A 20,344-nucleotide genomic window follows, 5' to 3' on the forward strand; every position below is an offset into this window, starting at 1 on the left:
AGGTTTCTCTGTTTATTTTGGCCATCCTAACCAGATAGCCACGAGAACAAGGGCTGTGCCAGCTAAGCTTGTTAAGATAGATAAGAATTTATCTTTTTTCTCCTTGAACTGAGAAAACCTATTTTTATACTCAATGAAAATCAAAGAGCAAACTAGGAAGCTAGCCGCAGGCAGTACTTGAGTACGGCAAGGCGACGCTGACGTAGTTTGAATTTGATTTTCGAAGAGTATTATTGTACTTTAAAGGTCTTGAGATAATTATCTTTTCCAACTTGACCTTCAAAGGATTGCCCATTTTCAAGGTAAGGAAGGTCGTCTGACACGGAAGCCTTGACTTTATAAATCTTGCCATCAACTTTGAAGAAGTAGACGGTGTCACCCTTGATAACAGCTGATTTAAGGTCTGAAACCACTCCCTTGATGTTTTCTACCGTTTCATTATCCAGCTCGAGGTCGTTTTTATTGGCATATTTGCTGAGGAGTTCATCTACTGTAGCTGCTACGATGACGTTTTGGTACTCTACTGCATCAACCAAAGCATACTCCTTGACCAAACCTGCATTGTCCTTCAATCCCATGATGTAGAGCGGTTTGTCATTGAGATTGACAAGGATAGGGAAGGTCGCCTTATAGGCTTTTTCCTGCACTGCTCCTTCTGCGGAAGCACGGGCTGATTCTTCGGTTGCTGAAGCTAGATTGTACTTGGTGATTTCACCAGTGCGCATATTTTCAAGGATAAATCCTAGATTACTTTCGTCAGCGTTGGCTGAAGTCACCCCAGTGTAGAGATAAATGTCATTTCCGATAGAAAGATAGTTATAGCCCTCGGTCGTTTGGGTAACGTTTTTCTTAGAAATCAAGGCATTCCAGAAGCCGTCTTTATACTTGCCGTTATAGTTGATTTGCTGGATGGTTTCTTCTGCTGGATAGACACGATCCACCCATTCTGGTACTTCATCCAAGCTGTATTCCTTGGTTTCTCCATTGGTGGCGTCTAAGATAATAACAGACGAAGGGCGAGGAACTCCTAGACCAAACTGCTTTTGATAAACGGTTGCTACATAGAAAGGATTGCCTTCATCATCCACCTCAAAGGAGGGCGTTTTAAAAATCTTGGTTGGGTACTTGATCCGAAGATGACGTTTGACGTCTCGGTTAAAATACTCGGAGTCTGAATACTTCATTGGCGTTTTTAAATCCACCAATTCCGCATTTCCTGTCACCATATCAACCTTGATATACTCGCCAATTCCCTTGGACTGATTATTAAACCATTTGATCGGGTCGGCATACTCCAAAGGAGTTACTCGATAAGGTTTGCCATCAACCGTCAGCTGGGTATAAGTATCTGCTGCTACGTACTGGGAGACCTTATCCGTCAGAGAGCCTAGATAACGATCTCCAATCTTCTCTGCAGTGCTCCGATCTAGGATTGGAACCTTACTGGTATCACTCTTAGGAAAATCTTTAAAATCTTTTTCTGTGATAGACACCACATTAGCATAATTTTTTGCTTGGAAAAAGCTAGAGGTTACTAGGCTTACCAGACCAGCAAGGGCAAAAATGATAGCTGCAGTCAGAAACAATCCTCTACTAAGTTTGGTAAAAAGGAATCCTTCTAGATTGAGATCTTTGGTAGCCTTGCCATGGCGTAGGTGAACAGTTTTGAGGAGATTGGTATCCTTGCGGAAACTAAACAAAATCCCCATCACCACCAAATGCCCACAGAGAAAGAAGATGAATTCCCAACTAGTCAGATTGAAGGGTGGTAAAAATATATACCAGGTCGTTGCGATAAAAACAAGTTCAAATAGTATGCGTTTCATCTGAATTCCTCCTAAATAATCCGTCCTTCCAAATGATCCAGTTCATGTTGGCAGATCTGAGCTGGAAAACCTGTTAACGTAATGGTCTGTTCCTGCCACTTACTATCTCGATAGGAAACCGTAATCGTTTCATAACGAGTTGTTGATCGCACCCCAGTCAAGGACAAACACCCTTCCTCTGTCTCGTAAGGTCCTATGTAGGAAAGGAGAACGGGATTAAACATAACCATGGGAACCAAGCCAAGATTAAAGATAATGACACGCTTCTGCACACCAATCATATTGGCCGCTAGACCGACACAGGTCTCGCGATTAGCCAGCAGGGTATCCTGCAAATCCTTAGCCAGATAAAGGTCTTCCTGACTTGCAGGTTTCGAGACCTGCGACAAGAATAAGACATCTCGGACAATTTTCTTTTCCATTCTCTTACGCTCCTTACATCTTTACTTTATTATAGCACAAAAGGGGGCAACTTCTAGTCCTTTCCCTCAAATGCAAAAAAAGCCATCCGAAGATGACTTTCTTTTTAAATCGCGTTCTTATCAAGACCAAGTTTACGTTGAACAAACTTGACGATTTCGACGATAAGTATCATTGAGAAGCTTCCAGCTAGAACAATAGCCCATTGTGACAAGTCTAGTTTGGTTACGTGGAAGATACCTTCAAGTGGTTCTACAACGATGGTCGCCATCAGAAGGATGAAGGATACCAAGATGGACCAGTTAAAGGTCTTAGACTTGAATGGGCCAACTGTCAAGATGGATTGGTAAACAGACTTGACATTGTAGGCATGGAATAGTTGAATCAAACCAAGGGTTGCAAAGGCCATAGTAAGGGCATCCGCATGAATGGCATGATTGTCACCCACATGAACTGGGTAAGCAATTGCAAGTCCATAAACACTCATAACAATAGCTGCTTGGAGTACACCTTGATAGATGATAGAACTCAAAACACCACCTGAGAAGAAGCTTGACTTACGTCCACGAGGTTTGTGGGTCATAACACCTGGCTCAGCAGGTTCAACACCAAGAGCGATAGCTGGGAAGGTATCGGTTACCAAGTTGATCCACAAAAGATGAACTGGCTGCAAGACGTCCCAACCAAACAAGGTTGATAAGAAGATAGTTAATACTTCAGCAGTATTGGCAGAAAGTAAGTACTGAATAGTCTTTTGAATGTTTGAGAAGACCTTGCGTCCTTCTTCAACTGCGACGATAATGGTCGCAAAGTTATCATCTGCAAGAATCATGTCAGAAGCCCCCTTAGAAACCTCTGTACCAGTGATTCCCATACCGATACCGATATCGGCTGTTTTCAGAGCTGGCGCATCATTAACACCGTCACCTGTCATAGCAACAACCTTACCTTGTTTTTGCCAAGCCTTGACGATACGAACCTTGTGTTCTGGAGATACACGCGCGTAGACAGAGTATTGACCAACGACTTTTTCAAATTCTTCATCAGAAAGTTCGTTGAGTTCAGCACCAGTCAAGACATGGTCTTCCGAGTCATTTTCATCGATGATTCCCAAACGTTTGGCAATGGCTTCCGCTGTATCTTGGTGGTCACCAGTGATCATGATTGGACGGATTCCCGCTTCCTTAGCGACACGAACAGCTTCTGCTGCTTCGGCACGTTCAGGGTCAATCATTCCAATCAATCCAGTAAAGATCAAGTTGTTTTCAAGCTCTTCAGAAGTCAGGTTTTCTGGAATGCTGTCTACAATCTTATAAGCACCCGCAAGAACACGCAAGGCTTGGTGAGCCATTTCAGAGTTGTTTGTGTGAATTAAGTCATTAACTTTCTCATCAATCGGAGCAACATCTCCAGCCTTATCACGAGCAACACAACGTTTCAAAAGTTGGTCAGGGGCTCCCTTGACTGCTACGAGGAATTTACCATCTGGTAATGGATGAACCGTTGACATGAGTTTACGATCTGAGTCAAATGGTAACTCAGCTACACGAGGATATTGCTCTAAAAATCCTTTAACATCATAGCCCTTGTCCAAGGCATACTGGATGAAGGCTGTTTCCGTTGGATCCCCAATCAGGTTTCCTTCTGCATCAATCTTAGTATCATTAGCCAAAACAACAGAACGAAGAAGAGGCATTTCAAGACCTAGTTCAATATCATCAGCTGAATCATGTAGGACTGCATCATAGAAGACTTTTTCGACTGTCATCTTGTTCATGGTAAGCGTACCAGTCTTATCAGAAGCGATGATCTCAGTTGAACCAAGTGTTTCAACTGCTGGCAACTTACGAACGATAGAGTTTCGTTTTGCCAAAACTTGAGTACCAAGGGCAAGAACGATGGTCACGATAGCAGGAAGTCCTTCTGGGATGGCTGCAACAGCAAGCGCAACAGATGTCATCAACTCACCAAGTGGATTTTTACCTTGAATGAAGACTCCGACTACAAAAGTAACAAGGGCAATGACCAAAATTGCATAGGTCAAGACCTTAGAAAGGTTGTTCAAGTTTTGTTTGAGTGGTGTATCCGTCTCATCCGCATCTTGGAGCATGCCAGCGATATGACCCACTTCCGTGTACATACCTGTATTGACAACAACGCCAAGACCACGACCATAAGTCACATTTGAGTTTTGGAAGGCCATATTGACACGGTCACCAATACCAGCATCTGCAGAGAGCTCGACAGTCAAGTCTTTTTCGACTGGAACAGACTCACCTGTCAAGGCTGCTTCTTCAATTTTAAGAGAATTAGCTTCTAGCAAACGTAGGTCTGCTGGCACTACATCACCAGCTTCAAGGGCAACGATATCACCTGGTACCAATTCTTTGGAATCAATCTCAGCCATGTGCCCATCACGAATAACGCGAGCAGCTGGACTAGACATAGACTTGAGGGCTTCGATGGCTTCTTCTGCTTTTCCTTCTTGGTAAACACCAAAGGCAGCGTTGATGATAACCACGGCTAGGATAATGATGGCATCTGCGATATCTTCCCCACCAGAAGTTACGACTGACAAGATAGCCGCAGCAACTAGGATGATAATCATCAAATCCTTAAATTGCTCGATAAACTTGACTAGGAGAGATTTTTTCTCACCCTCTTCCAGTTCATTGCGTCCATATTCAGCTAGACGTTTCTGCGCTTCGCTTGACGAAAGACCTTGCTCAGTTGCTTCAACTGACTTCAAGACCTCTTCAGGACTTTGAGTGTAAAACGCTTGGCGTTTTTGTTCTTTTGACATGTGTCTCCTCCTTGACATTGTGTGCAAAACAAGTTCTCTTTTAGTTTTATGACAAACAAAAAGAGACCTGTTAATCATAACAAGTCTCGCTGTTTAAGATAGTGCCGGAAAACATACTTTTCAGTATACAATTCGGAATGACGACACTATCACAGGTTTCTGCCAGCTACTCCCTTGAGTAGTACTATTATATCAAAATTTGAAAAGTTTTCAAGGGTTAAAATCAGATGAAACAAGACTAAATTTGAATTTTCCCTTGAAAACCAGTATAATGGTAGAATACTATATGACTAGAAAGGAAGTCCGATGAACCAATCCATGTCAAATCTCAAATTGGCAGAACGTGGAGCCATTATCAGCATTTCGACTTACCTCCTCTTGTCTGCAGCAAAATTGGCAACTGGTCACCTCCTGCATTCTTCCAGTTTGGTGGCAGATGGTTTCAACAACGTATCTGATATTATTGGAAATGTTGCCCTCTTGATTGGGATTCGGATGGCGCGCCAGCCTGCTGACCGTGACCATCGCTTTGGTCACTGGAAAATTGAAGATTTGGCTAGCTTGATTACTTCCATCATCATGTTCTATGTTGGCTTTGATGTGCTTCGGGACACTATTCAGAAAATCCTCAGTCGAGAACAAACACCCATTGATCCTCTGGGTGCAACTCTAGGAATCATTTCGGCAGCGGTCATGTTTGCTGTTTATCTCTATAACACACGCCTCAGTAAGAAATCCAAATCCAAGGCTCTGAAGGCAGCTGCTAAGGACAATCTTTCCGATGCTGTCACCTCGCTTGGGACTTCCATTGCTATCCTAGCCAGCAGTTTCAATTATCCAATCGTGGATAAATTGGTCGCTATCATCATCACCTTCTTTATCTTAAAAACAGCCTATGATATCTTTATCGAGTCTTCCTTCAGTCTGTCAGATGGTTTTGATGACCGTCTGCTAGAGGACTATCAAAAGGCCATCATGGAGATTCCAAAGATTAGTAAGGTCAAGTCCCAAAGAGGGCGTACCTACGGTAGCAATATCTACCTTGATATCACCCTGGAAATGAATCCTGACCTATCAGTCTATGAAAGTCATGAGATTGCAGACCAGGTCGAATCCATGCTGGAAGAGCGTTTTGGAGTCTTTGATACCGATGTCCATATCGAGCCAGCTCCCATACCTGAGGACGAGATTTTAGACAATGTCTATAAAAAACTACTCATGCGTGAGCAATTGATTGACCAAGGAAATCAGCTAGAAGAACTCCTTGCTGAGGACTTTCTCTATATCCGTCAAGATGGAGAGCAGATGGATAAAGAGGCTTATAAGGCTGAAAAAGAACTTAGTGCTACGATTAAGAACATTCAGATTACCTCCATTAGTCAGAAAACCAAGCTCATTTGCTATGAGCTAGATGGCATCGTCCACACCAGTATCTGGCGTCGCCATGAGACTTGGCAAAATATTTTCCACCAGGAAACAAAAAAAGAAGACAAACAGTGACCCTATCCAGTGGATAGGGCCTTTTTGATTATTCTACTTTAAGCAAAGACAGACTATGACAGTTTGGAAGATTTGCTTTTCGAAGCTTGTTTTGCCTTTTTTCTTGCTTGACGATTTTGTTCGATGCGCCATTCTCTTTCATAGTACTTCATGGCCTCATAGACCCTTTCAGGAAGTCCTACATCTAGTAGAAAGATCGGGATAATCAAATCTGCTGACGAATGAAAAGGGAGAATCCTTCTCTTCAGCAGAGCTAGAAAGGATTGGGATTTCACATTTTCCTTGTTTTTAAAATAGACTTCAATCCGATAAGAATCCCTATACTTCCCTCGAATCCGAGAGAAGGAAAAGTCCTCTACATCTGCCCAAGCATAGAAACGACTAGGTTTCTTTGGATTTTGTTTGTAGTAAAACCCCTCGACTGTACATTTTAAATATTCCTTATCAGAGCTTAACAGTCTGTATGTCTGATAAATGACTACTCCAGCACAAAAAAGTACAACCAGCATTAACAAAAGGCTTATCGTATGAAGTTTAGTCCCCTTTTGAGAGTACAAACGAAGATAAGAGAGAGGCAGCAAGAAGAAAAGCACTGAAGCCAAGCCAAACAAGGCATTCCAAATGATTTTCTTGGGACTATGTTTAATGACTTTTTCTTCCATCATGCCAACTCACTTAGGTATTCATAGCGCTCGTATTTTTCAAGGAGTTCTTCATTTTTCTCGTCTAGCTCTTTTTGAAGAGTAGCTAGTTTACCAAAGTCAGAGCCGTTTGCCTGCATTTCTTCTTCAATAGCAACGATACAATTTTCCAAGGCTTCAATATCGCCTTCAATGCTTGCCCACTCCTGCTTTTCTTGGTAGGTCATGCGTTTCTTATCTTCACGGACCTTGACCACTTTTTCCTTTTCGGCCTTTTGAACTTGATTGGCCATATCAGTTTCAAAGTTTTTTTCATCAAGGTAGTCGGTGTAATGACCAAAGAAAGGACGAATCTTGCCATTCTCAAAGGCGAGAATCTTGGTCGCTACCTTATCCAGGAAATAACGGTCGTGGCTAACTGTCAAGACAGGACCTGAAAAGCTCTGCAAGAAATTCTCCAAGACTGTCAAGGTTGCAATGTCTAGGTCATTGGTCGGCTCGTCCAAAAGAAGAACATTTGGTTTTTCCAAAAGCAATTTGAGAAGATAAAGGCGTTTTTTCTCGCCACCTGACAATTTCTCAATCAAGGTTCCATGCGTCGAACGTGGGAAGAGAAACTGCTCTAGCAACTCTGCAATGGAAGTCGTAGAACCACCACTGGTCTTAACTTCTTCTGCTACTTCCTGCAGGTAATTGATAACGCGCTTGCTTTCATCCAAACCTTCAATTTGTTGAGAAAAATAGGCGATGCGAACCGTCTCACCGATGATAACTTGACCTTTAGTCGGCTCAAGACTTCCTGCGATGAGATTAAGCAGAGTTGACTTCCCGACACCATTATCCCCAACGATTCCGATACGGTCTTTGGCTTGCACCAAGAGATTAAAATCTTGCAAAATTGGCTTGTTTTCATAGGCAAAGGAAACATCCTGAAACTCGATGACTTTCTTCCCAATCCGACTGGTTTCAAAGTTCATGGTCAAGTCTGTATCAGCAACGCCACCTGAAACTTCCTTTTTCAAGTCATGGAAACGATTGATACGGGCTTGTTGCTTGGTCGCACGCGCTTGCGGTTGTCTACGCATCCAGGCCAGTTCTTGCTTATAGAGTTGTTCTTTCTTGTGGAGAAGGGCAGCGTCACGCTCATCTTGTTCAGCCTTGAGGCGAACATAGTCCTGATAATTTCCCTGATACTCGGTCAAGCCTGCTCGGTCCAACTCGAAAATCCGCGTTGATAGTGCATCTAGGAAATAACGATCGTGGGTGATAAAGAGAACAGTCTTCTTGGAATTTTTCAAAAAAAGTGTCAGCCACTCAATGGTCGCAATGTCCAGGTGGTTGGTCGGCTCGTCCAGAAGCAAGAGGTCGTGGTTTCCTAGGAGAACTTGCGCCAACTGGACACGTCTTCTTAGACCACCTGACAATTCCCCAACAGGAGTAGATAAGTTCTGAATACCCAGCTTGCTGAGGACCGTCTTGACCTGGCTTTCAATTTCCCAGGCTTGGAGAGAATCCATCTCTGCCATGACCCGTTCCAAACGAGCCTGCTTGTCCTCACTGTAATTGAGCATGATTAACTCATACTCACGAATCAACTGGATTTCCTTGAGGTCGCTGGAGAGAACCGTATCCAAAACTGTCTTGCTATCATCAAAATCAGGATCCTGGGTCAAGTAGCCAATCTTATAGTCATTCTTTGCCGAAAAGGGACTGACATCCCCATCAAAGCCAGAAACACCAGAAAGAACGTCTAACAGAGTGGTCTTACCCGTTCCATTGACACCTATTAGACCGATTCTATCCAAGTCATGGATGATAAAAGAAATATCCTTAAAAACGGTCTTATCACCGACGGATTTGCTTAGTTTTTCAACGATAAAATCACTCATTTTTTCTCCCTCAGGTAAGTATGGATGGCTTGACGGTCGTTTTCCAACTCTCCATCGACAATGGCAAACTCAATCTCTGTTAAAATCTCTCCCAAGTCTGGTCCTGGCTGGTAACCATATTCCTTAATCAAAATTCCACCGTTAATCTGAATTTCTTTCTTATCATGAATGGTCAAACTATGGTAAGTTTCTTTGATGGCTTGTGGGTTGACTTCTTTTCCTTGAGCCTGACGAAGACTTTCGGCTTGTAGAAGGGAATCCAAATCAAAGCGGTAACAATCGCGCTTGCTCAGCTCTCCTTCTTCTCGCAAAGCCAAAATGGTCAGCAAATCCTGAACCTGCTTGGCAAATTGTCGTGAGGTTTTCCATGCCTTCAAAAATGGCTGAGCATCCTTAATCTCCAAAGCCCACAAGAGGGCCGCCCAGGCTTGCTCAGAAGACTCAAAGGTGAAATCCGCCTCTAAATCAAACAATTTTTGAAGCTTTTCTCGACTGGCTGCCATATCAGGGAGATAATCATAAGCTTGACTCTCAATCATGGAAGACAGACCAACTCGCCAAAAAGGTGCCAGCAAGAGCTTATCAAACTCAACAAAGGTTCGCTCCACAGAAATTTTCTCCAAGAGTGGCGTCAAAGTCTTCATCGCTTCAAATGTTTCTTGCTCAAGTTCAAAACCAAGACTGGCCTGAAAACGAAAACCACGCATAATGCGCAAAGCATCTTCATTGAAACGTTCACTAGCCACTCCAACTGCTCGCAAGACTTGGTTTTCCAAATCCTCTAAACCATGGAACAAGTCAATAATTTCGCCTGTCTCATCCAAGGCAAAGGCATTAACTGTGAAGTCACGGCGCTTGAGGTCTTCTTCTAGCGAACGCACAAAGGAAACCGCACTGGGTCTGCGATAGTCTACATAGACATCCTCTGTCCGAAAGGTGGTTACCTCATACTCCTCGTCCCCATCTAAAACCAAGACAGTTCCGTGCTCGATTCCGATATCAGCTGTGCGGGAAAATATCTGCTTGGTTTCCTCTGGATAAGAAGAAGTCGCAATATCCACATCATGGATGGGACGATTGAGGAGGGCATCTCGAACAGAGCCCCCAACAAAATAGGCCTCAAAGCCTGCTTCTTTAATTTTTTCTAATACTGGTAAAGCCTTCTGAAATTCAGAAGGCATTTGCGTTAATCTCATAATAAGTGTTCTAATCCATAGACAAGCTCATGACGCTTGACAACTTCTTTGATTCCCAAATTCACCCCTGTCATGAAGGAGCTGCGATCATAGGAGTCATGACGGAGGGTCAATCCTTCTCCCTGATTGCCAAAGATGACTTCCTGATGGGCTACCAAGCCTGGTAGACGAACTGAGTGGATGCGCATGCCATCAAAGTCAGCACCACGGGCACCCGCAATCAATTCTTCCTCATCAGGCGCACCTTGCTGGATTGATTCCCGAACTTCCGCCATCAACTCAGCTGTTTTGATAGCTGTTCCACTCGGAGCATCTTTTTTCTTGTCATGATGGAGCTCGATAATCTCCACATTTGGGAAATATTTGGCAGCTTGCGCCGCAAATTGCATCAGCAAGACAGCTCCCAAGGCAAAGTTAGGGGCAATCAAGCCACCCAAATCTTGTTTACGGGAAAATGCTTTGAGTTCTGCAATTTCTTCACTAGTGAATCCAGTTGTTCCTACGACAGGAGCAAAGCCATTTTCAAGAGCAAAGCGTGTATTTTCATAGGCAACAGCTGGTATGGTGAAATCCACCCAGACATCCGCTTCAAAACCAGCCAAGGCAGCCTTATCATTAAAGACAGGAATACCCTGCCACTCTGACTCAGACTCAAAAGGATCCAAAACTGCGACCAAGTCCAAGTCTGGATCAGCCAAGACCATCTGACAAGCGGCTTGGCCCATCTTTCCCTTAAAACCGGCAATAATTACTCGAATACTCATCTCTACTCCTGTCTAAGATACAAAGTCTGTAAGAACAATTTAGACGATTGGTGTATAGCTCAAAGCAATACTACCTTCTCCAAGGTGGGTCCCAATGACACTACCAAAGGTTTCAATTGGAATTTCAGCAGTCACACCACTCTCTATCAAAAGCTGACGTAAATCCGCTGCCTTTTGAGGAGCGTTCCCATGAATGACTGTTATACGGTAGTCCCCATCTTTTGTCAACTCCTTGATGATTTCCACCAAACGTTTGATTGCTTTCTTTTCTGTACGAACTTTTTCGTAAACTTCAATCACTCCTTGGTCATTAAAGTAAAGGATAGGCTTGATACTGAGGAGATTTCCTAAGATAGCTGCTCCATTTGACAAACGTCCTCCCTTAACCAAGTGGTCGAGGTCATCTACTATGATAAAGGCTGAATTATCAGCAATTTGGATCCCCAACTTCTCCTGAATCTGCGCAAAATCATCGCCTTGTTCTGCCCAATCAAAGGCACTCTCTACCATAAATCCTAGAGGGGAACTTGTGATATGGGTATCTGGAAAGGCAATGGTCAAACCTTCATACTCGTCTAACATATATTGGATATTCTGATAAAAGCCTGAAATTCCTGACGAAAGAAAGAGGCCCAAGACATGAGTATAGCCTTCATCTTTCAAGGAACTTAGAATCTCATCCAATTTGGCAATACTTGGTTGACTAGTTTTAGGCAATTCTGCAGACTGAGCCATTTTTTGATAAAATTCTTCAGCAGTCAGATTGACACCTTCAACATACTCCTCCCCATCAATATTGACAGGAATATCCAAGATAAATAGATTCTCTCTTTGCAGCGTCCTCTCCTCTAAATAGGCTGAAGAATCTGTAATGACAGCTAATTTCATGGCTAAAACTCCAAATTGATTCCTGGAAGATCCAAGGCGATTTCTGTTACTTCATACGTCAAACGATTAAGCATGTTCAAACATGGACGTGCCAAGGTTTCGACTTCTTCTTGGTTAAATTCGCTTGGTTCGTTGACAATACGACCTTCCACATGGTTCACTTGGGAAATTGTTCCGCTGATGACAAATTTGTCAAAGACAATCATAAAGCTCAAGATAACGACTAAAGAAGTCACTTGGTTTTCTTGGTCATGTTGGAGTAACTGAAAGTTCACGTCTACCTTGGTTTCAGGAGCTCCATTTTCATTTTCCCATTCAAAGTTACGAGCATCAAAGTGATACTGGCTAACAAATTCTTGTTCTCGTTTAAGATTCATTTTTCTCTCCCATTGCTACAATTTACTATGCAATTGTACCACATTTTTATCATTTCATCTAGTTTTCTAGGCTTTAGTCAATTCCGATTTCATCTTTAACCACAGCAGCAATCGTATCTACATAGTAGTTGACTTCTTCTGTTGTTGGTGCTTCTGCCATGACACGCAAGAGGGGTTCTGTTCCACTTGGGCGGACAAGGATACGACCGTTGCCTGCCATCTCTTCTTCCATCTTTTCTATGATTGTCTTGATGGCTGGTACTTCCATGGCATTTTCTTTCATGGCATTTTCCACTCGGATATTGACCAGTTTTTGTGGGTAAATCGTCACTTCTGATGCTAGTTGAGACAAGCTCTTGCCTGTTTCTTTCATGATTTTGGTCAATTGGACAGCTGATAATTGACCATCACCAGTTGTATTGTAGTCCATCAAGATAACGTGACCTGATTGTTCACCACCAAGGTTGTAGCCTGATTTTCTCATTTCTTCAACGACATAGCGGTCACCAACAGCAGTCACTGCCTTGTTAATGCCAGCGCTATCCAAAGCCTTATGGAAGCCAAGGTTAGACATAACCGTTGTCACGATGGTATTTTGAGCCAACTGGCCTTTTTCAGAAAGGTATTTCCCGATGATGTACATGATCTTATCACCATCGACGATGTCGCCATTTTCATCGACAGCAATCAAGCGGTCACTGTCTCCGTCAAAGGCCAAACCAATAGCTGACTGGCTTTCTTTGACCACCTCTTGAAGAGCTTCTGGATGTGTAGAACCCACATTCAAGTTGATATTAAGACCATCCGGTGTCTCACCGATAACAGTTATTTGAGCTCCAAGGTCTGCAAAGATTTGACGAGCACTTGTAGACGCTGCACCATTAGCTGTATCCAAGGCCACTTTCATCCCTTCAAGAGGAGTTCCAGTTGAAACAAGGTAGCCTTCATACTTACGTAAACCTTCTGGATAGTCCACTAAGGTTCCCAAGCCTTCGGCGCTTGGACGAGGAAGGGTATCTTCTGTAGCATCTAGCAAGGCTTCGATTTCTGCTTCTTTTTCGTCATCAAGTTTGAAGCCATCCCCTCCAAAGAACTTAATTCCATTATCAAGGGCTGGGTTGTGACTAGCGGAAATCATGACACCTGCACTGGCTCCCTCAGTTTTGACCAAATAAGCTACTGCTGGTGTTGCAAGGACACCGAGTTTGTAGACGTGAATCCCTACAGAGAGAAGACCTGCCACTAAGGCAGATTCTAGCATTTCTCCTGAGATGCGTGTATCACGTCCTACAAAGACTTTAGGGGCTTCTGTTTCGTGTTGGCTAAGAACATAACCACCAAAACGTCCCAATTTAAAGGCCAATTCTGGCGTCAGTTCTACGTTTGCTTCTCCACGGACTCCATCGGTCCCAAAATATTTACCCATTTTATTTATCATCCTTTTCTACTATTTTGTTTAGTCCTGTTTAGACGAGTCTGGTTTCGTTTCTGAACTCGTTGAAGACGAACTGCTGGTTGAAGAGCCCGTTGACGAGGTCGTTGACGAAGAACTCGAGCTAGACGATACTGTTTTGGTTGTAATTTTCATTGTAGTGTCAAATGGCATAATGACGCTTGGCAAGACATTTCCATTTTTATCGACTGCTTGTAGAGGAACAGAAGCCGAATAATTACCTGTTATCCGTTCACTCGTTGGCAAGATGGCAATGACACGATCTACTCTAGAGAGAGTTTCCTCATCACTAATAACCGTTACTTTTTCATCTGATACAGTGACTGTATCAATTTTCACACGAGAATCAATCTGACTAGGGTCAATCTCCGGCACAACGATTACATTATCACGTTTTGCTTTTTTACCAACCTTGACTGTTATCTTTTGCGGTGTCGCAACAGCCGTCAAACCACTCGGTAAATTTTCAATAGTCAGGGGAACTTCGATGGTTCCTACACTGGCATTGGTTAAGTCAGCTTTGACCTTGAATTTCCGAGTGCTTTCCTGCATCTCACTCGCCAAAGCAACTCTGTTTGACCCAGTCAGAAAGACGGTCACTTCAGATGTAAAACCACTGATAAAGTACTGAGCACTGTCATACTGAATATCGATTGGGACATTAAGAACCGTATTGGTATAGGTTTCTGTCCGCACCTGTCTAGCACTATTGCTATTCTGATAGTTTGTTGAAGTCGCATAGATAAAGAGGATGCAGGCGAAAAAGAAGGAAGAAATAATATAAAGACTATTTTTTCTCATGTTTCAATCCTCCTAGCAAACGCTCTTTCAAACCTTGTTTTTCCTCTGATGCTGGAAGCAAGATTCTTCTTAACTCCGATTCAAACTCTTCCAAGGTCAAATCATTCTTAAAGACTCCATTATAGGTGATTGAGATTCCACCTGTTTCCTCAGAAACCACAAAGGTAAGAGCATCTGATACTTCCGACAAACCAATCGCTGCCCTGTGACGTGTCCCAAACTCCTTGGAAATTCCCGTATTTTCAGTCAGGGGTAGGTAGGCTGAAGTTACGGCAATCCGATCTTCTCTGACAATGACCGCTCCATCGTGTAAGGGAGTATTGGGGATAAAGATATTAATCAATAACTCAGAGGAAATTTTAGCATCTAGAGGAATCCCAGTTGAGATGTATTCCTGCAAGGTTCTCACTCGCTGAACTGCTACCAGAGCACCAATCTTACGAGGACTCATGTACTCGACTGATTTGACAAAGGCGCGAACCATTTGCTCTTCCGCACTAATAGGCGCATTGTAGAAGAAATCAGTAGCTCGACCCAATCGTTCCAAACCAGTCCGAATCTCTGGTGAAAAAATAACCACCGCTGCAATGACCCCGTAGGTGATGATCTGATTAATCAACCAGGAAATGGTCGTCAAACCAATCATATTGGACAGAATCTGACCTAAAATAAAGACCAAGACTCCCCGCACCAAAATCATGATTTTGGTCCCTGCAATCGCTTTGGTAAAATGATATAAAATATAAGTCACAATGAGAATATCTATCAGATTGATGACTATCGTCCAAGGACTTGAAAACAAACTCGTCCAGTATTGTAAATTGGATAATTGTTGAAAATTCATCCCTGGCCTCCTCCCTGTCGAAACACTTTCTGTACCATTATACCATTTTTTGCCCATTTTTTCCCTATCCTACCTCATTTTAAATTAAGCAAAAATATGATAAAATAAACTGATTAGAAAAAACGAAGGAGAAATCATGTCTCAACTCTATGATATTACCATTGTCGGTGGCGGTCCTGTCGGGCTCTTTGCTGCCTTTTACGCCCACCTACGCCAAGCCAAAGTCCAAATCATTGACTCCCTTCCCCAGCTCGGTGGTCAACCTGCCATCCTCTACCCTGAAAAGCAAATCCTTGATGTGCCAGGTTTTTCAAACCTAACTGGGGAAGAACTGACCAATCGCTTGATTGAACAGCTAAACGGCTTTGAAACACCTGTTCACCTCAACGAAACCGTTCTTGAAATTGAGAAGCAAGATCAAGGATTCACCATCACAACCAACAAGGGAAGCCATCTGACCAAAACAGTCATCATTGCTATGGGTGGAGGTGCCTTTAAACCACGTCCGCTCGAATTGGAGAACGTTGAGGACTATGAAAATATCCACCACCACGTTTCCAACATCCAACAATACGCTGGTAAGAAAGTGACCATCCTTGGTGGTGGGGACTCAGCAGTGGACTGGGCTCTGGCTTTTGAAAAGATTGCCCCAACCACTCTCGTTCACCGCAGAGATAATTTCCGCGCCTTGGAACATAGTGTGCAAGCCTTGCAAGAATCATCTGTGACCATCAAGACACCGTTCGTTCCTAGCCAACTTATCGGAGATGGAAAAACACTCGATAAACTAGAAATCACCAAAGTCAAATCAGATGAAACCGAAACTATCGAAGTAGACCACCTCTTTGTCAACTATGGTTTCAAATCATCTGTTGGCAATCTTAAAAATTGGGGTCTGGATCTCAACCGTCACAAGATTATCGTCAATAGCAAACAAGAATCCAGCCAAGCAGGTATCTATGCTATCGGCGACTGCTGCTACTATGAAGGTAAGATTGATTTGATTGCGACAGGACTGGGTGAAGCTCCAACAGCTGTTAACAATGCCATTAACTACATTGACCCTGACCAAAAAGTACAACCCAAACACTCGACCAGTTTATAATAAAAGAACCACGGATCAACGATTCGTGGTTTTATAGTTCATCTGCAATCTTGTTTATTTTTCTGAGTCTGTGGTTGACACCACTTTTGGTCAGGGGATTGCTCAGGCTATCCGCCAACTGCTGGATAGAGTAGTCTGGGTGCTGGATCCGTAAGCGAGCCACCTCCTGCAAATCCACTGGTAAATTTTCCAAACCCATTCTATCTTTGATTTTACTGATATTATTGATAGTCTTCATGCTGGCAGAAACTGTCCGAGCGATATTAGCTGTCTCGGCATTATTGGCTCGATTGAGATCGTTACGGGTTTCACGCAAAATCTTGACGCGCTCAAAATTATCACGCGCCTGCATGGCCCCAATCACAATCAAGAAATCCATGATGTCCTCTGCACGTTGGAGATAGGTAACTGCACCTTTCTTTCGCTCAATAACCTTGGCATCCAACAAAAACTGCTGAAGGAGAGAGGCCAATCCTTGGGCATGGTCCAGATAAACGGAACTGATCTCCAACTGGTACTTGCCAGACTCAGGATCTCGAATACTACCATTTGCCAGAAAGGCCCCACATAAGTAAGCACGTCCAGCCTCCTCATCTGCTAAAATATCGGGATCAATACCCGTCTCCAAACCAAAGAAGGAATCCGCAAGTCGCAAATCAACTAAAAGCTCCTGCACTCTCTCATCGGTATAGACCGTATAGACACGATTCTTACGAAGATTGCTTCTCTGATGGTGACGAATCTCTGACTTGATGTCATAAAAATGGAGAAAAGACTCATAGAGATGCCGAGCCAACTTGGCATTTTCAGTCACGACGGACAAGGTTAGGCCAGAAGTCGAGAGACCGATACTGCCAGACATCTTGATGATGGCTGATAATTCATGACGACTGAGATGGTGTTGACCAAGAATTTCCTCTTTTACTGCAACTGTAAAACTCATTTTCTCACCTGTATAATGCGCATCAATTCGTCTACAATCAAATCGCCATCATGGAAGGCTCCTCCATTTTCCAAACGAAGGAAGTTGGATGAAATCACACGAGGAACCTGCTTGCAAAGACCAGAAAAATCATGCTCTACCTGAACCAAATATTCATCAAAACGGTTGGTATCCATGTATTCTCTAGGAACCTTTTCGATATTAACCAAGACCGTATCAATAAAAGGCCGACCTAAGTGTCGATGGAGGACTTCCACGTGGTCACTGTCTGAAAAGTGCTCTGTTTCCCCACGCTGGGTCATGATATTGCAAACATAGGCGATCTCCGCCTTAGTCTCCAAGAGAGCCTGCCCGATCTCCTCAATGACAATATTTGGCAAAATCGATGTAAAGAGGGAACCAGGCCCCAAGACAATCATGTCACTCTCTAGAATAGTATTGACTACTCGACGGCTGGCTTGGGGTGTTTCATCATCCAGGGTATTGGTCACATAGACATGGTCGATCATACCTGGATGATCTGCAATGTGGCTCTCACCCGCCACCTCTGAACCGTCTTTAAAGACTGCATGCAGTGTCAAAGGCTGATCGCTTGAGGGGTAGATTTTTCCTGTTGTGTGGAAAAAGAGACTTAGCAGCTGCATGGCATTATAAGTGGACCCTTGCATTTCAGAGAGCCCTGCTATGATGATATTCCCCAGTGGATGACCCGCAAATGCTCCGGCCTCTTCTGAGAAACGGTACTGAAAAACCTTCTCATAAAACTTGGGCATATCCGACATGGCCACAAGGACATTACGGAGATCACCTGGTGGTGTCAGCTGTTGGATATTCTTTCTTAGCTCACCAGAAGATCCACCATCATCAGCTACCGTTACGATGGCTGCGATCTCAACATCCTTTTCTCGCAAACTTTTCAAAATGACGGGGATACCTGTTCCTCCACCAATTACCGTTATCTTTGGTTTTCTCATGAACGGTTTACCGTTTCCTTTCTTCTGTCTTTGTCACGATGGCTTTCATTGACAGGCCAGTTTTTAGCAAGGTCCTCAGCGATTCGTTTTGCAAAGGCAACACTACGGTGCTGTCCACCTGTACATCCTACTGCAATGGTTAAAACAGACTTGCCTTCTTTTTTGTAACTTGGCAAAATGGGTTCAATCAAAGCGAGTAAGTGCTGATAGAAACTTTCAGACTCTTCATGATTCATCACATAGTCATAAACTGCTTGATCCTCACCTGTCTGATTGCGGAGTTCCGGAAGGTAGTATGGATTTGGCAAAAAACGGACATCAAAGACCAAGTCTGCATCGATAGGAATACCATACTTGAATCCAAAAGACATGACCTCGATACGGAAAGACTGGGCTTGTTCTTGGTCTGAAAATTGCTCAGCAATGGTTTTACGAAGTTCACGTGGGGTGAGTTCTGTCGTATCCACCACATTTTGGCTCATGTTTTTCAAAGGTGCCAAAAGTTCACGTTCCAGCTTAATGCCATCTAAAATTCGACCATCTGCAGCAAGTGGGTGACTCCGTCTGGTTTCCTTGTAACGGGCTACCAATTCCTTATCTGCTGCGTCTAAAAAGAGGATTTTGAAGTCCAAATCATCTTGGTTTTCCAATTCATCCAAAACAGCCTGAATCTCTGAAAAGAAGGAACGACTACGCATGTCCACAACCAAGGCCAGTTTGTGGTCATCATCCTTGGTCTCTACCAACTGCAAAAACTTTGGCAAGAGGGCTGGCGGCATATTGTCAATGGTAAAATATCCCAAATCTTCGAAGGACTGAATGGCTACTGTTTTCCCTGCGCCACTCATCCCTGTCACAATCACCAGGTGAAGTTGTTTCTTTGTCATCTATCTCTCCTTATATCAAAAAAAGTTTGGCAGAGCCAAACTTCAACTAGCTTATCCAATCTCTGCGATCACTTCAATTTCGACTTTTACATCACGAGGAAGACGTGCAACCTCTACAGCTGAACGAGCTGGAAATTCCTCTTTAAAGGCAGTCTGGTAAACCTCGTTAAAAGGAACAAAGTCATTCATATCGCTCAAGAAGCAAGTTGTTTTAACAACATGGTCAAAGTCTGTTCCTGCTTCTGCCAAAATAGCACCGATATTTTTCAAGACTTGTTCTGTCTGTTCTTGGATTGTTTTTCCTACAATTTCTCCAGTTTCAGGAGATAGGGGAACTTGACCGCTAGCAAACAAAAGATTGCCAACGATTTTCCCTTGAACATATGGTCCGATTGCTTTTGGAGCTTTGTCTGTATGAATTGTTTTTGCCATTTCTTTCCCTCACAATTTTTCTAATATTGCATCCCAAGCCTGATCCATCCCTGCCTTGCTGACAGATGAAAAGAGGATGAAGTCGTCACTTGGGTCAAAGTTTAATTTCTTTTTAATTGCTGATTCGTGCTTGTTCCACTTACCACGGGGAATCTTATCTGCCTTAGTCGCAACGATGATAACCGGAATCTCATAATACTTGAGAAATTCATACATCTGTACATCATCTGCTGACGGGTCGTGGCGGAGATCCACCAGACTGACCACGGCACGGAGATTTTCCCGAGTGGTCAAATACTCCTCAATCATGCGCCCCCATTTTTCACGTTCCTTTTTAGAAACGCGGGCATAGCCATAACCTGGTACATCCACAAAACGCATCTTGTCATCAATGTTAAAAAAGTTGAGTAGCTGGGTTTTCCCAGGTTTTCCTGATGTACGAGCCAGATTTTTGCGGTTGAGCATGGTGTTGATAAAGCTAGACTTGCCAACATTTGAACGCCCTGCTAGGGCAATCTCTGGCAGTTCATCCTGCGGATAGTGAGACTTGTTTGCCGCACTGAGCAGGATTTCAGCATTGTGTGTATTGATTTCCATAGTC

20 protein-coding genes are annotated in these 20,344 nt (G+C 43.4%); 2 read left to right on the plus strand and 18 right to left on the minus strand.

Features of this window, described 5'->3' with window-relative positions; translation table 11 throughout:
* Positions 1-12 precede the first annotated feature (12 nt).
* The 4 genes from EL140_RS06710 to EL140_RS06730 all read right to left on the minus strand — a co-directional run bounded on the left by EL140_RS06710 (position 13) and on the right by EL140_RS06730 (position 5,049).
* Positions 13-144 (minus strand): DUF3953 domain-containing protein, encoded by a 132-nt coding sequence (locus EL140_RS06710; protein ID WP_002874755.1) that lies wholly within the window; start codon positions 142-144, stop codon positions 13-15.
* A gap of 86 nt (positions 145-230) precedes the next feature.
* Positions 231-1,826, minus strand: a complete 1,596-nt coding sequence (locus tag EL140_RS06720) for a hypothetical protein (protein WP_000821455.1) — start codon at positions 1,824-1,826, stop codon at positions 231-233.
* An 11-nt stretch (positions 1,827-1,837) separates the two neighbouring features.
* The gene (locus EL140_RS06725) at positions 1,838-2,248 is read right to left on the minus strand and encodes a peptide deformylase (protein WP_000412254.1); all 411 of its coding nucleotides are present in this window, start codon (positions 2,246-2,248) and stop codon (positions 1,838-1,840) included.
* Between the two features lie 104 nt (positions 2,249-2,352).
* Positions 2,353-5,049: a cation-translocating P-type ATPase gene (locus EL140_RS06730; RefSeq protein WP_000032436.1), complete on the minus strand. Its 2,697-nt coding sequence runs from the start codon at positions 5,047-5,049 to the stop codon at positions 2,353-2,355.
* 306 nt (positions 5,050-5,355) lie between these two features.
* Here EL140_RS06730 and mntE point away from each other — a divergent pair, with 306 nt between their 5' ends.
* On the plus strand, positions 5,356-6,549 hold the full coding sequence (gene mntE / locus EL140_RS06735) for a CDF family manganese efflux transporter MntE (protein ID WP_001076581.1): 1,194 nt from the start codon (positions 5,356-5,358) through the stop codon (positions 6,547-6,549).
* A gap of 53 nt (positions 6,550-6,602) precedes the next feature.
* On the opposite strand, the gene EL140_RS06740 is transcribed toward mntE, so the two are convergent.
* The 9 genes from EL140_RS06740 to cdaA all read right to left on the minus strand — a co-directional run bounded on the left by EL140_RS06740 (position 6,603) and on the right by cdaA (position 15,402).
* A complete protein-coding gene (locus EL140_RS06740; protein ID WP_000969653.1) occupies positions 6,603-7,214 on the minus strand; it encodes a hypothetical protein in 612 nt (203 codons plus the stop codon).
* On the minus strand, positions 7,211-9,079 hold the full coding sequence (locus EL140_RS06745) for an ABC-F family ATP-binding cassette domain-containing protein (protein ID WP_001279100.1): 1,869 nt from the start codon (positions 9,077-9,079) through the stop codon (positions 7,211-7,213). The genes EL140_RS06740 and EL140_RS06745 overlap by 4 nt, the downstream gene beginning before the upstream one ends.
* Complete coding sequence (locus EL140_RS06750) at positions 9,076-10,275, minus strand: CCA tRNA nucleotidyltransferase (RefSeq protein WP_002874759.1); 1,200 nt, start codon at positions 10,273-10,275, stop codon at positions 9,076-9,078. The genes EL140_RS06745 and EL140_RS06750 overlap by 4 nt, the downstream gene beginning before the upstream one ends.
* Positions 10,272-11,039 carry a 4-hydroxy-tetrahydrodipicolinate reductase gene (gene dapB, locus EL140_RS06755; RefSeq protein ID WP_000027876.1) on the minus strand — a complete coding sequence of 256 codons (768 nt, stop codon included), beginning with the start codon at positions 11,037-11,039 and terminating at the stop codon, positions 10,272-10,274. The genes EL140_RS06750 and dapB overlap by 4 nt, the downstream gene beginning before the upstream one ends.
* A gap of 39 nt (positions 11,040-11,078) precedes the next feature.
* On the minus strand, positions 11,079-11,927 hold the full coding sequence (locus EL140_RS06760) for a DegV family protein (protein WP_000762170.1): 849 nt from the start codon (positions 11,925-11,927) through the stop codon (positions 11,079-11,081).
* Between the two features lie 2 nt (positions 11,928-11,929).
* Positions 11,930-12,304: a DUF1149 family protein gene (locus EL140_RS06765; protein WP_001050092.1), complete on the minus strand. Its 375-nt coding sequence runs from the start codon at positions 12,302-12,304 to the stop codon at positions 11,930-11,932.
* 73 nt (positions 12,305-12,377) lie between these two features.
* On the minus strand, positions 12,378-13,730 hold the full coding sequence (glmM, locus tag EL140_RS06770; protein WP_000521454.1) for a phosphoglucosamine mutase: 1,353 nt from the start codon (positions 13,728-13,730) through the stop codon (positions 12,378-12,380).
* 30 nt (positions 13,731-13,760) lie between these two features.
* Positions 13,761-14,558, minus strand: a complete 798-nt coding sequence (locus EL140_RS06775; RefSeq protein WP_001230929.1) for a CdaR family protein — start codon at positions 14,556-14,558, stop codon at positions 13,761-13,763.
* Complete coding sequence (gene cdaA / locus EL140_RS06780) at positions 14,545-15,402, minus strand: diadenylate cyclase CdaA (RefSeq protein ID WP_001011083.1); 858 nt, start codon at positions 15,400-15,402, stop codon at positions 14,545-14,547. Before cdaA ends, EL140_RS06775 begins: the two co-directional genes overlap by 14 nt.
* A 136-nt stretch (positions 15,403-15,538) precedes the next feature.
* Here cdaA and EL140_RS06785 point away from each other — a divergent pair, with 136 nt between their 5' ends.
* Positions 15,539-16,507 carry an NAD(P)/FAD-dependent oxidoreductase gene (locus tag EL140_RS06785; RefSeq protein ID WP_000081039.1) on the plus strand — a complete coding sequence of 323 codons (969 nt, stop codon included), beginning with the start codon at positions 15,539-15,541 and terminating at the stop codon, positions 16,505-16,507.
* A gap of 31 nt (positions 16,508-16,538) precedes the next feature.
* Here the strand turns inward: EL140_RS06785 and whiA are convergent, their stop codons facing one another.
* From whiA to yihA, 5 genes are read right to left on the minus strand one after another with little or no spacing between them, the layout of a single operon-like run.
* Complete coding sequence (gene whiA / locus EL140_RS06790; protein WP_000011271.1) at positions 16,539-17,450, minus strand: DNA-binding protein WhiA; 912 nt, start codon at positions 17,448-17,450, stop codon at positions 16,539-16,541.
* Complete coding sequence (locus tag EL140_RS06795; protein ID WP_001231065.1) at positions 17,447-18,424, minus strand: YvcK family protein; 978 nt, start codon at positions 18,422-18,424, stop codon at positions 17,447-17,449. The genes whiA and EL140_RS06795 overlap by 4 nt, the downstream gene beginning before the upstream one ends.
* The gene (gene rapZ / locus EL140_RS06800; protein ID WP_000163039.1) at positions 18,421-19,311 is read right to left on the minus strand and encodes an RNase adapter RapZ; all 891 of its coding nucleotides are present in this window, start codon (positions 19,309-19,311) and stop codon (positions 18,421-18,423) included. Before rapZ ends, EL140_RS06795 begins: the two co-directional genes overlap by 4 nt.
* A 51-nt stretch (positions 19,312-19,362) precedes the next feature.
* Positions 19,363-19,743, minus strand: a complete 381-nt coding sequence (locus EL140_RS06805; RefSeq protein WP_001140428.1) for a RidA family protein — start codon at positions 19,741-19,743, stop codon at positions 19,363-19,365.
* 9 nt (positions 19,744-19,752) lie between these two features.
* Positions 19,753-20,340: a ribosome biogenesis GTP-binding protein YihA/YsxC gene (yihA, locus tag EL140_RS06810; protein ID WP_000405203.1), complete on the minus strand. Its 588-nt coding sequence runs from the start codon at positions 20,338-20,340 to the stop codon at positions 19,753-19,755.
* Positions 20,341-20,344: the final 4 nt, after the last annotated feature.

The organism is Streptococcus oralis ATCC 35037, assembly GCF_900637025.1.
Lineage (GTDB): Bacteria > Bacillota > Bacilli > Lactobacillales > Streptococcaceae > Streptococcus > Streptococcus oralis.

Bases quoted from the DNA above. Each gene is read 5' to 3' on its own strand.
- EL140_RS06720 (WP_000821455.1), bottom strand. From the start codon at position 1,826: ATGAAACGCATACTATTTGAACTTGTTTTTATCGCAACGACCTGGTAT.
- EL140_RS06725 (WP_000412254.1), bottom strand. From the start codon at position 2,248: ATGGAAAAGAAAATTGTCCGAGATGTCTTATTCTTGTCGCAGGTCTCG.
- EL140_RS06730 (WP_000032436.1), bottom strand. From the start codon at position 5,049: ATGTCAAAAGAACAAAAACGCCAAGCGTTTTACACTCAAAGTCCTGAA.
- mntE (WP_001076581.1), top strand. From the start codon at position 5,356: ATGAACCAATCCATGTCAAATCTCAAATTGGCAGAACGTGGAGCCATT.
- EL140_RS06740 (WP_000969653.1), bottom strand. From the start codon at position 7,214: ATGATGGAAGAAAAAGTCATTAAACATAGTCCCAAGAAAATCATTTGG.
- EL140_RS06745 (WP_001279100.1), bottom strand. From the start codon at position 9,079: ATGAGTGATTTTATCGTTGAAAAACTAAGCAAATCCGTCGGTGATAAG.
- EL140_RS06750 (WP_002874759.1), bottom strand. From the start codon at position 10,275: ATGAGATTAACGCAAATGCCTTCTGAATTTCAGAAGGCTTTACCAGTA.
- dapB (WP_000027876.1), bottom strand. From the start codon at position 11,039: ATGAGTATTCGAGTAATTATTGCCGGTTTTAAGGGAAAGATGGGCCAA.
- EL140_RS06760 (WP_000762170.1), bottom strand. From the start codon at position 11,927: ATGAAATTAGCTGTCATTACAGATTCTTCAGCCTATTTAGAGGAGAGG.
- EL140_RS06765 (WP_001050092.1), bottom strand. From the start codon at position 12,304: ATGAATCTTAAACGAGAACAAGAATTTGTTAGCCAGTATCACTTTGAT.
- glmM (WP_000521454.1), bottom strand. From the start codon at position 13,730: ATGGGTAAATATTTTGGGACCGATGGAGTCCGTGGAGAAGCAAACGTA.
- EL140_RS06775 (WP_001230929.1), bottom strand. From the start codon at position 14,558: ATGAGAAAAAATAGTCTTTATATTATTTCTTCCTTCTTTTTCGCCTGC.
- cdaA (WP_001011083.1), bottom strand. From the start codon at position 15,402: ATGAATTTTCAACAATTATCCAATTTACAATACTGGACGAGTTTGTTT.
- EL140_RS06785 (WP_000081039.1), top strand. From the start codon at position 15,539: ATGTCTCAACTCTATGATATTACCATTGTCGGTGGCGGTCCTGTCGGG.
- whiA (WP_000011271.1), bottom strand. From the start codon at position 17,450: ATGAGTTTTACAGTTGCAGTAAAAGAGGAAATTCTTGGTCAACACCAT.
- EL140_RS06795 (WP_001231065.1), bottom strand. From the start codon at position 18,424: ATGAGAAAACCAAAGATAACGGTAATTGGTGGAGGAACAGGTATCCCC.
- rapZ (WP_000163039.1), bottom strand. From the start codon at position 19,311: ATGACAAAGAAACAACTTCACCTGGTGATTGTGACAGGGATGAGTGGC.
- EL140_RS06805 (WP_001140428.1), bottom strand. From the start codon at position 19,743: ATGGCAAAAACAATTCATACAGACAAAGCTCCAAAAGCAATCGGACCA.
- yihA (WP_000405203.1), bottom strand. From the start codon at position 20,340: ATGGAAATCAATACACACAATGCTGAAATCCTGCTCAGTGCGGCAAAC.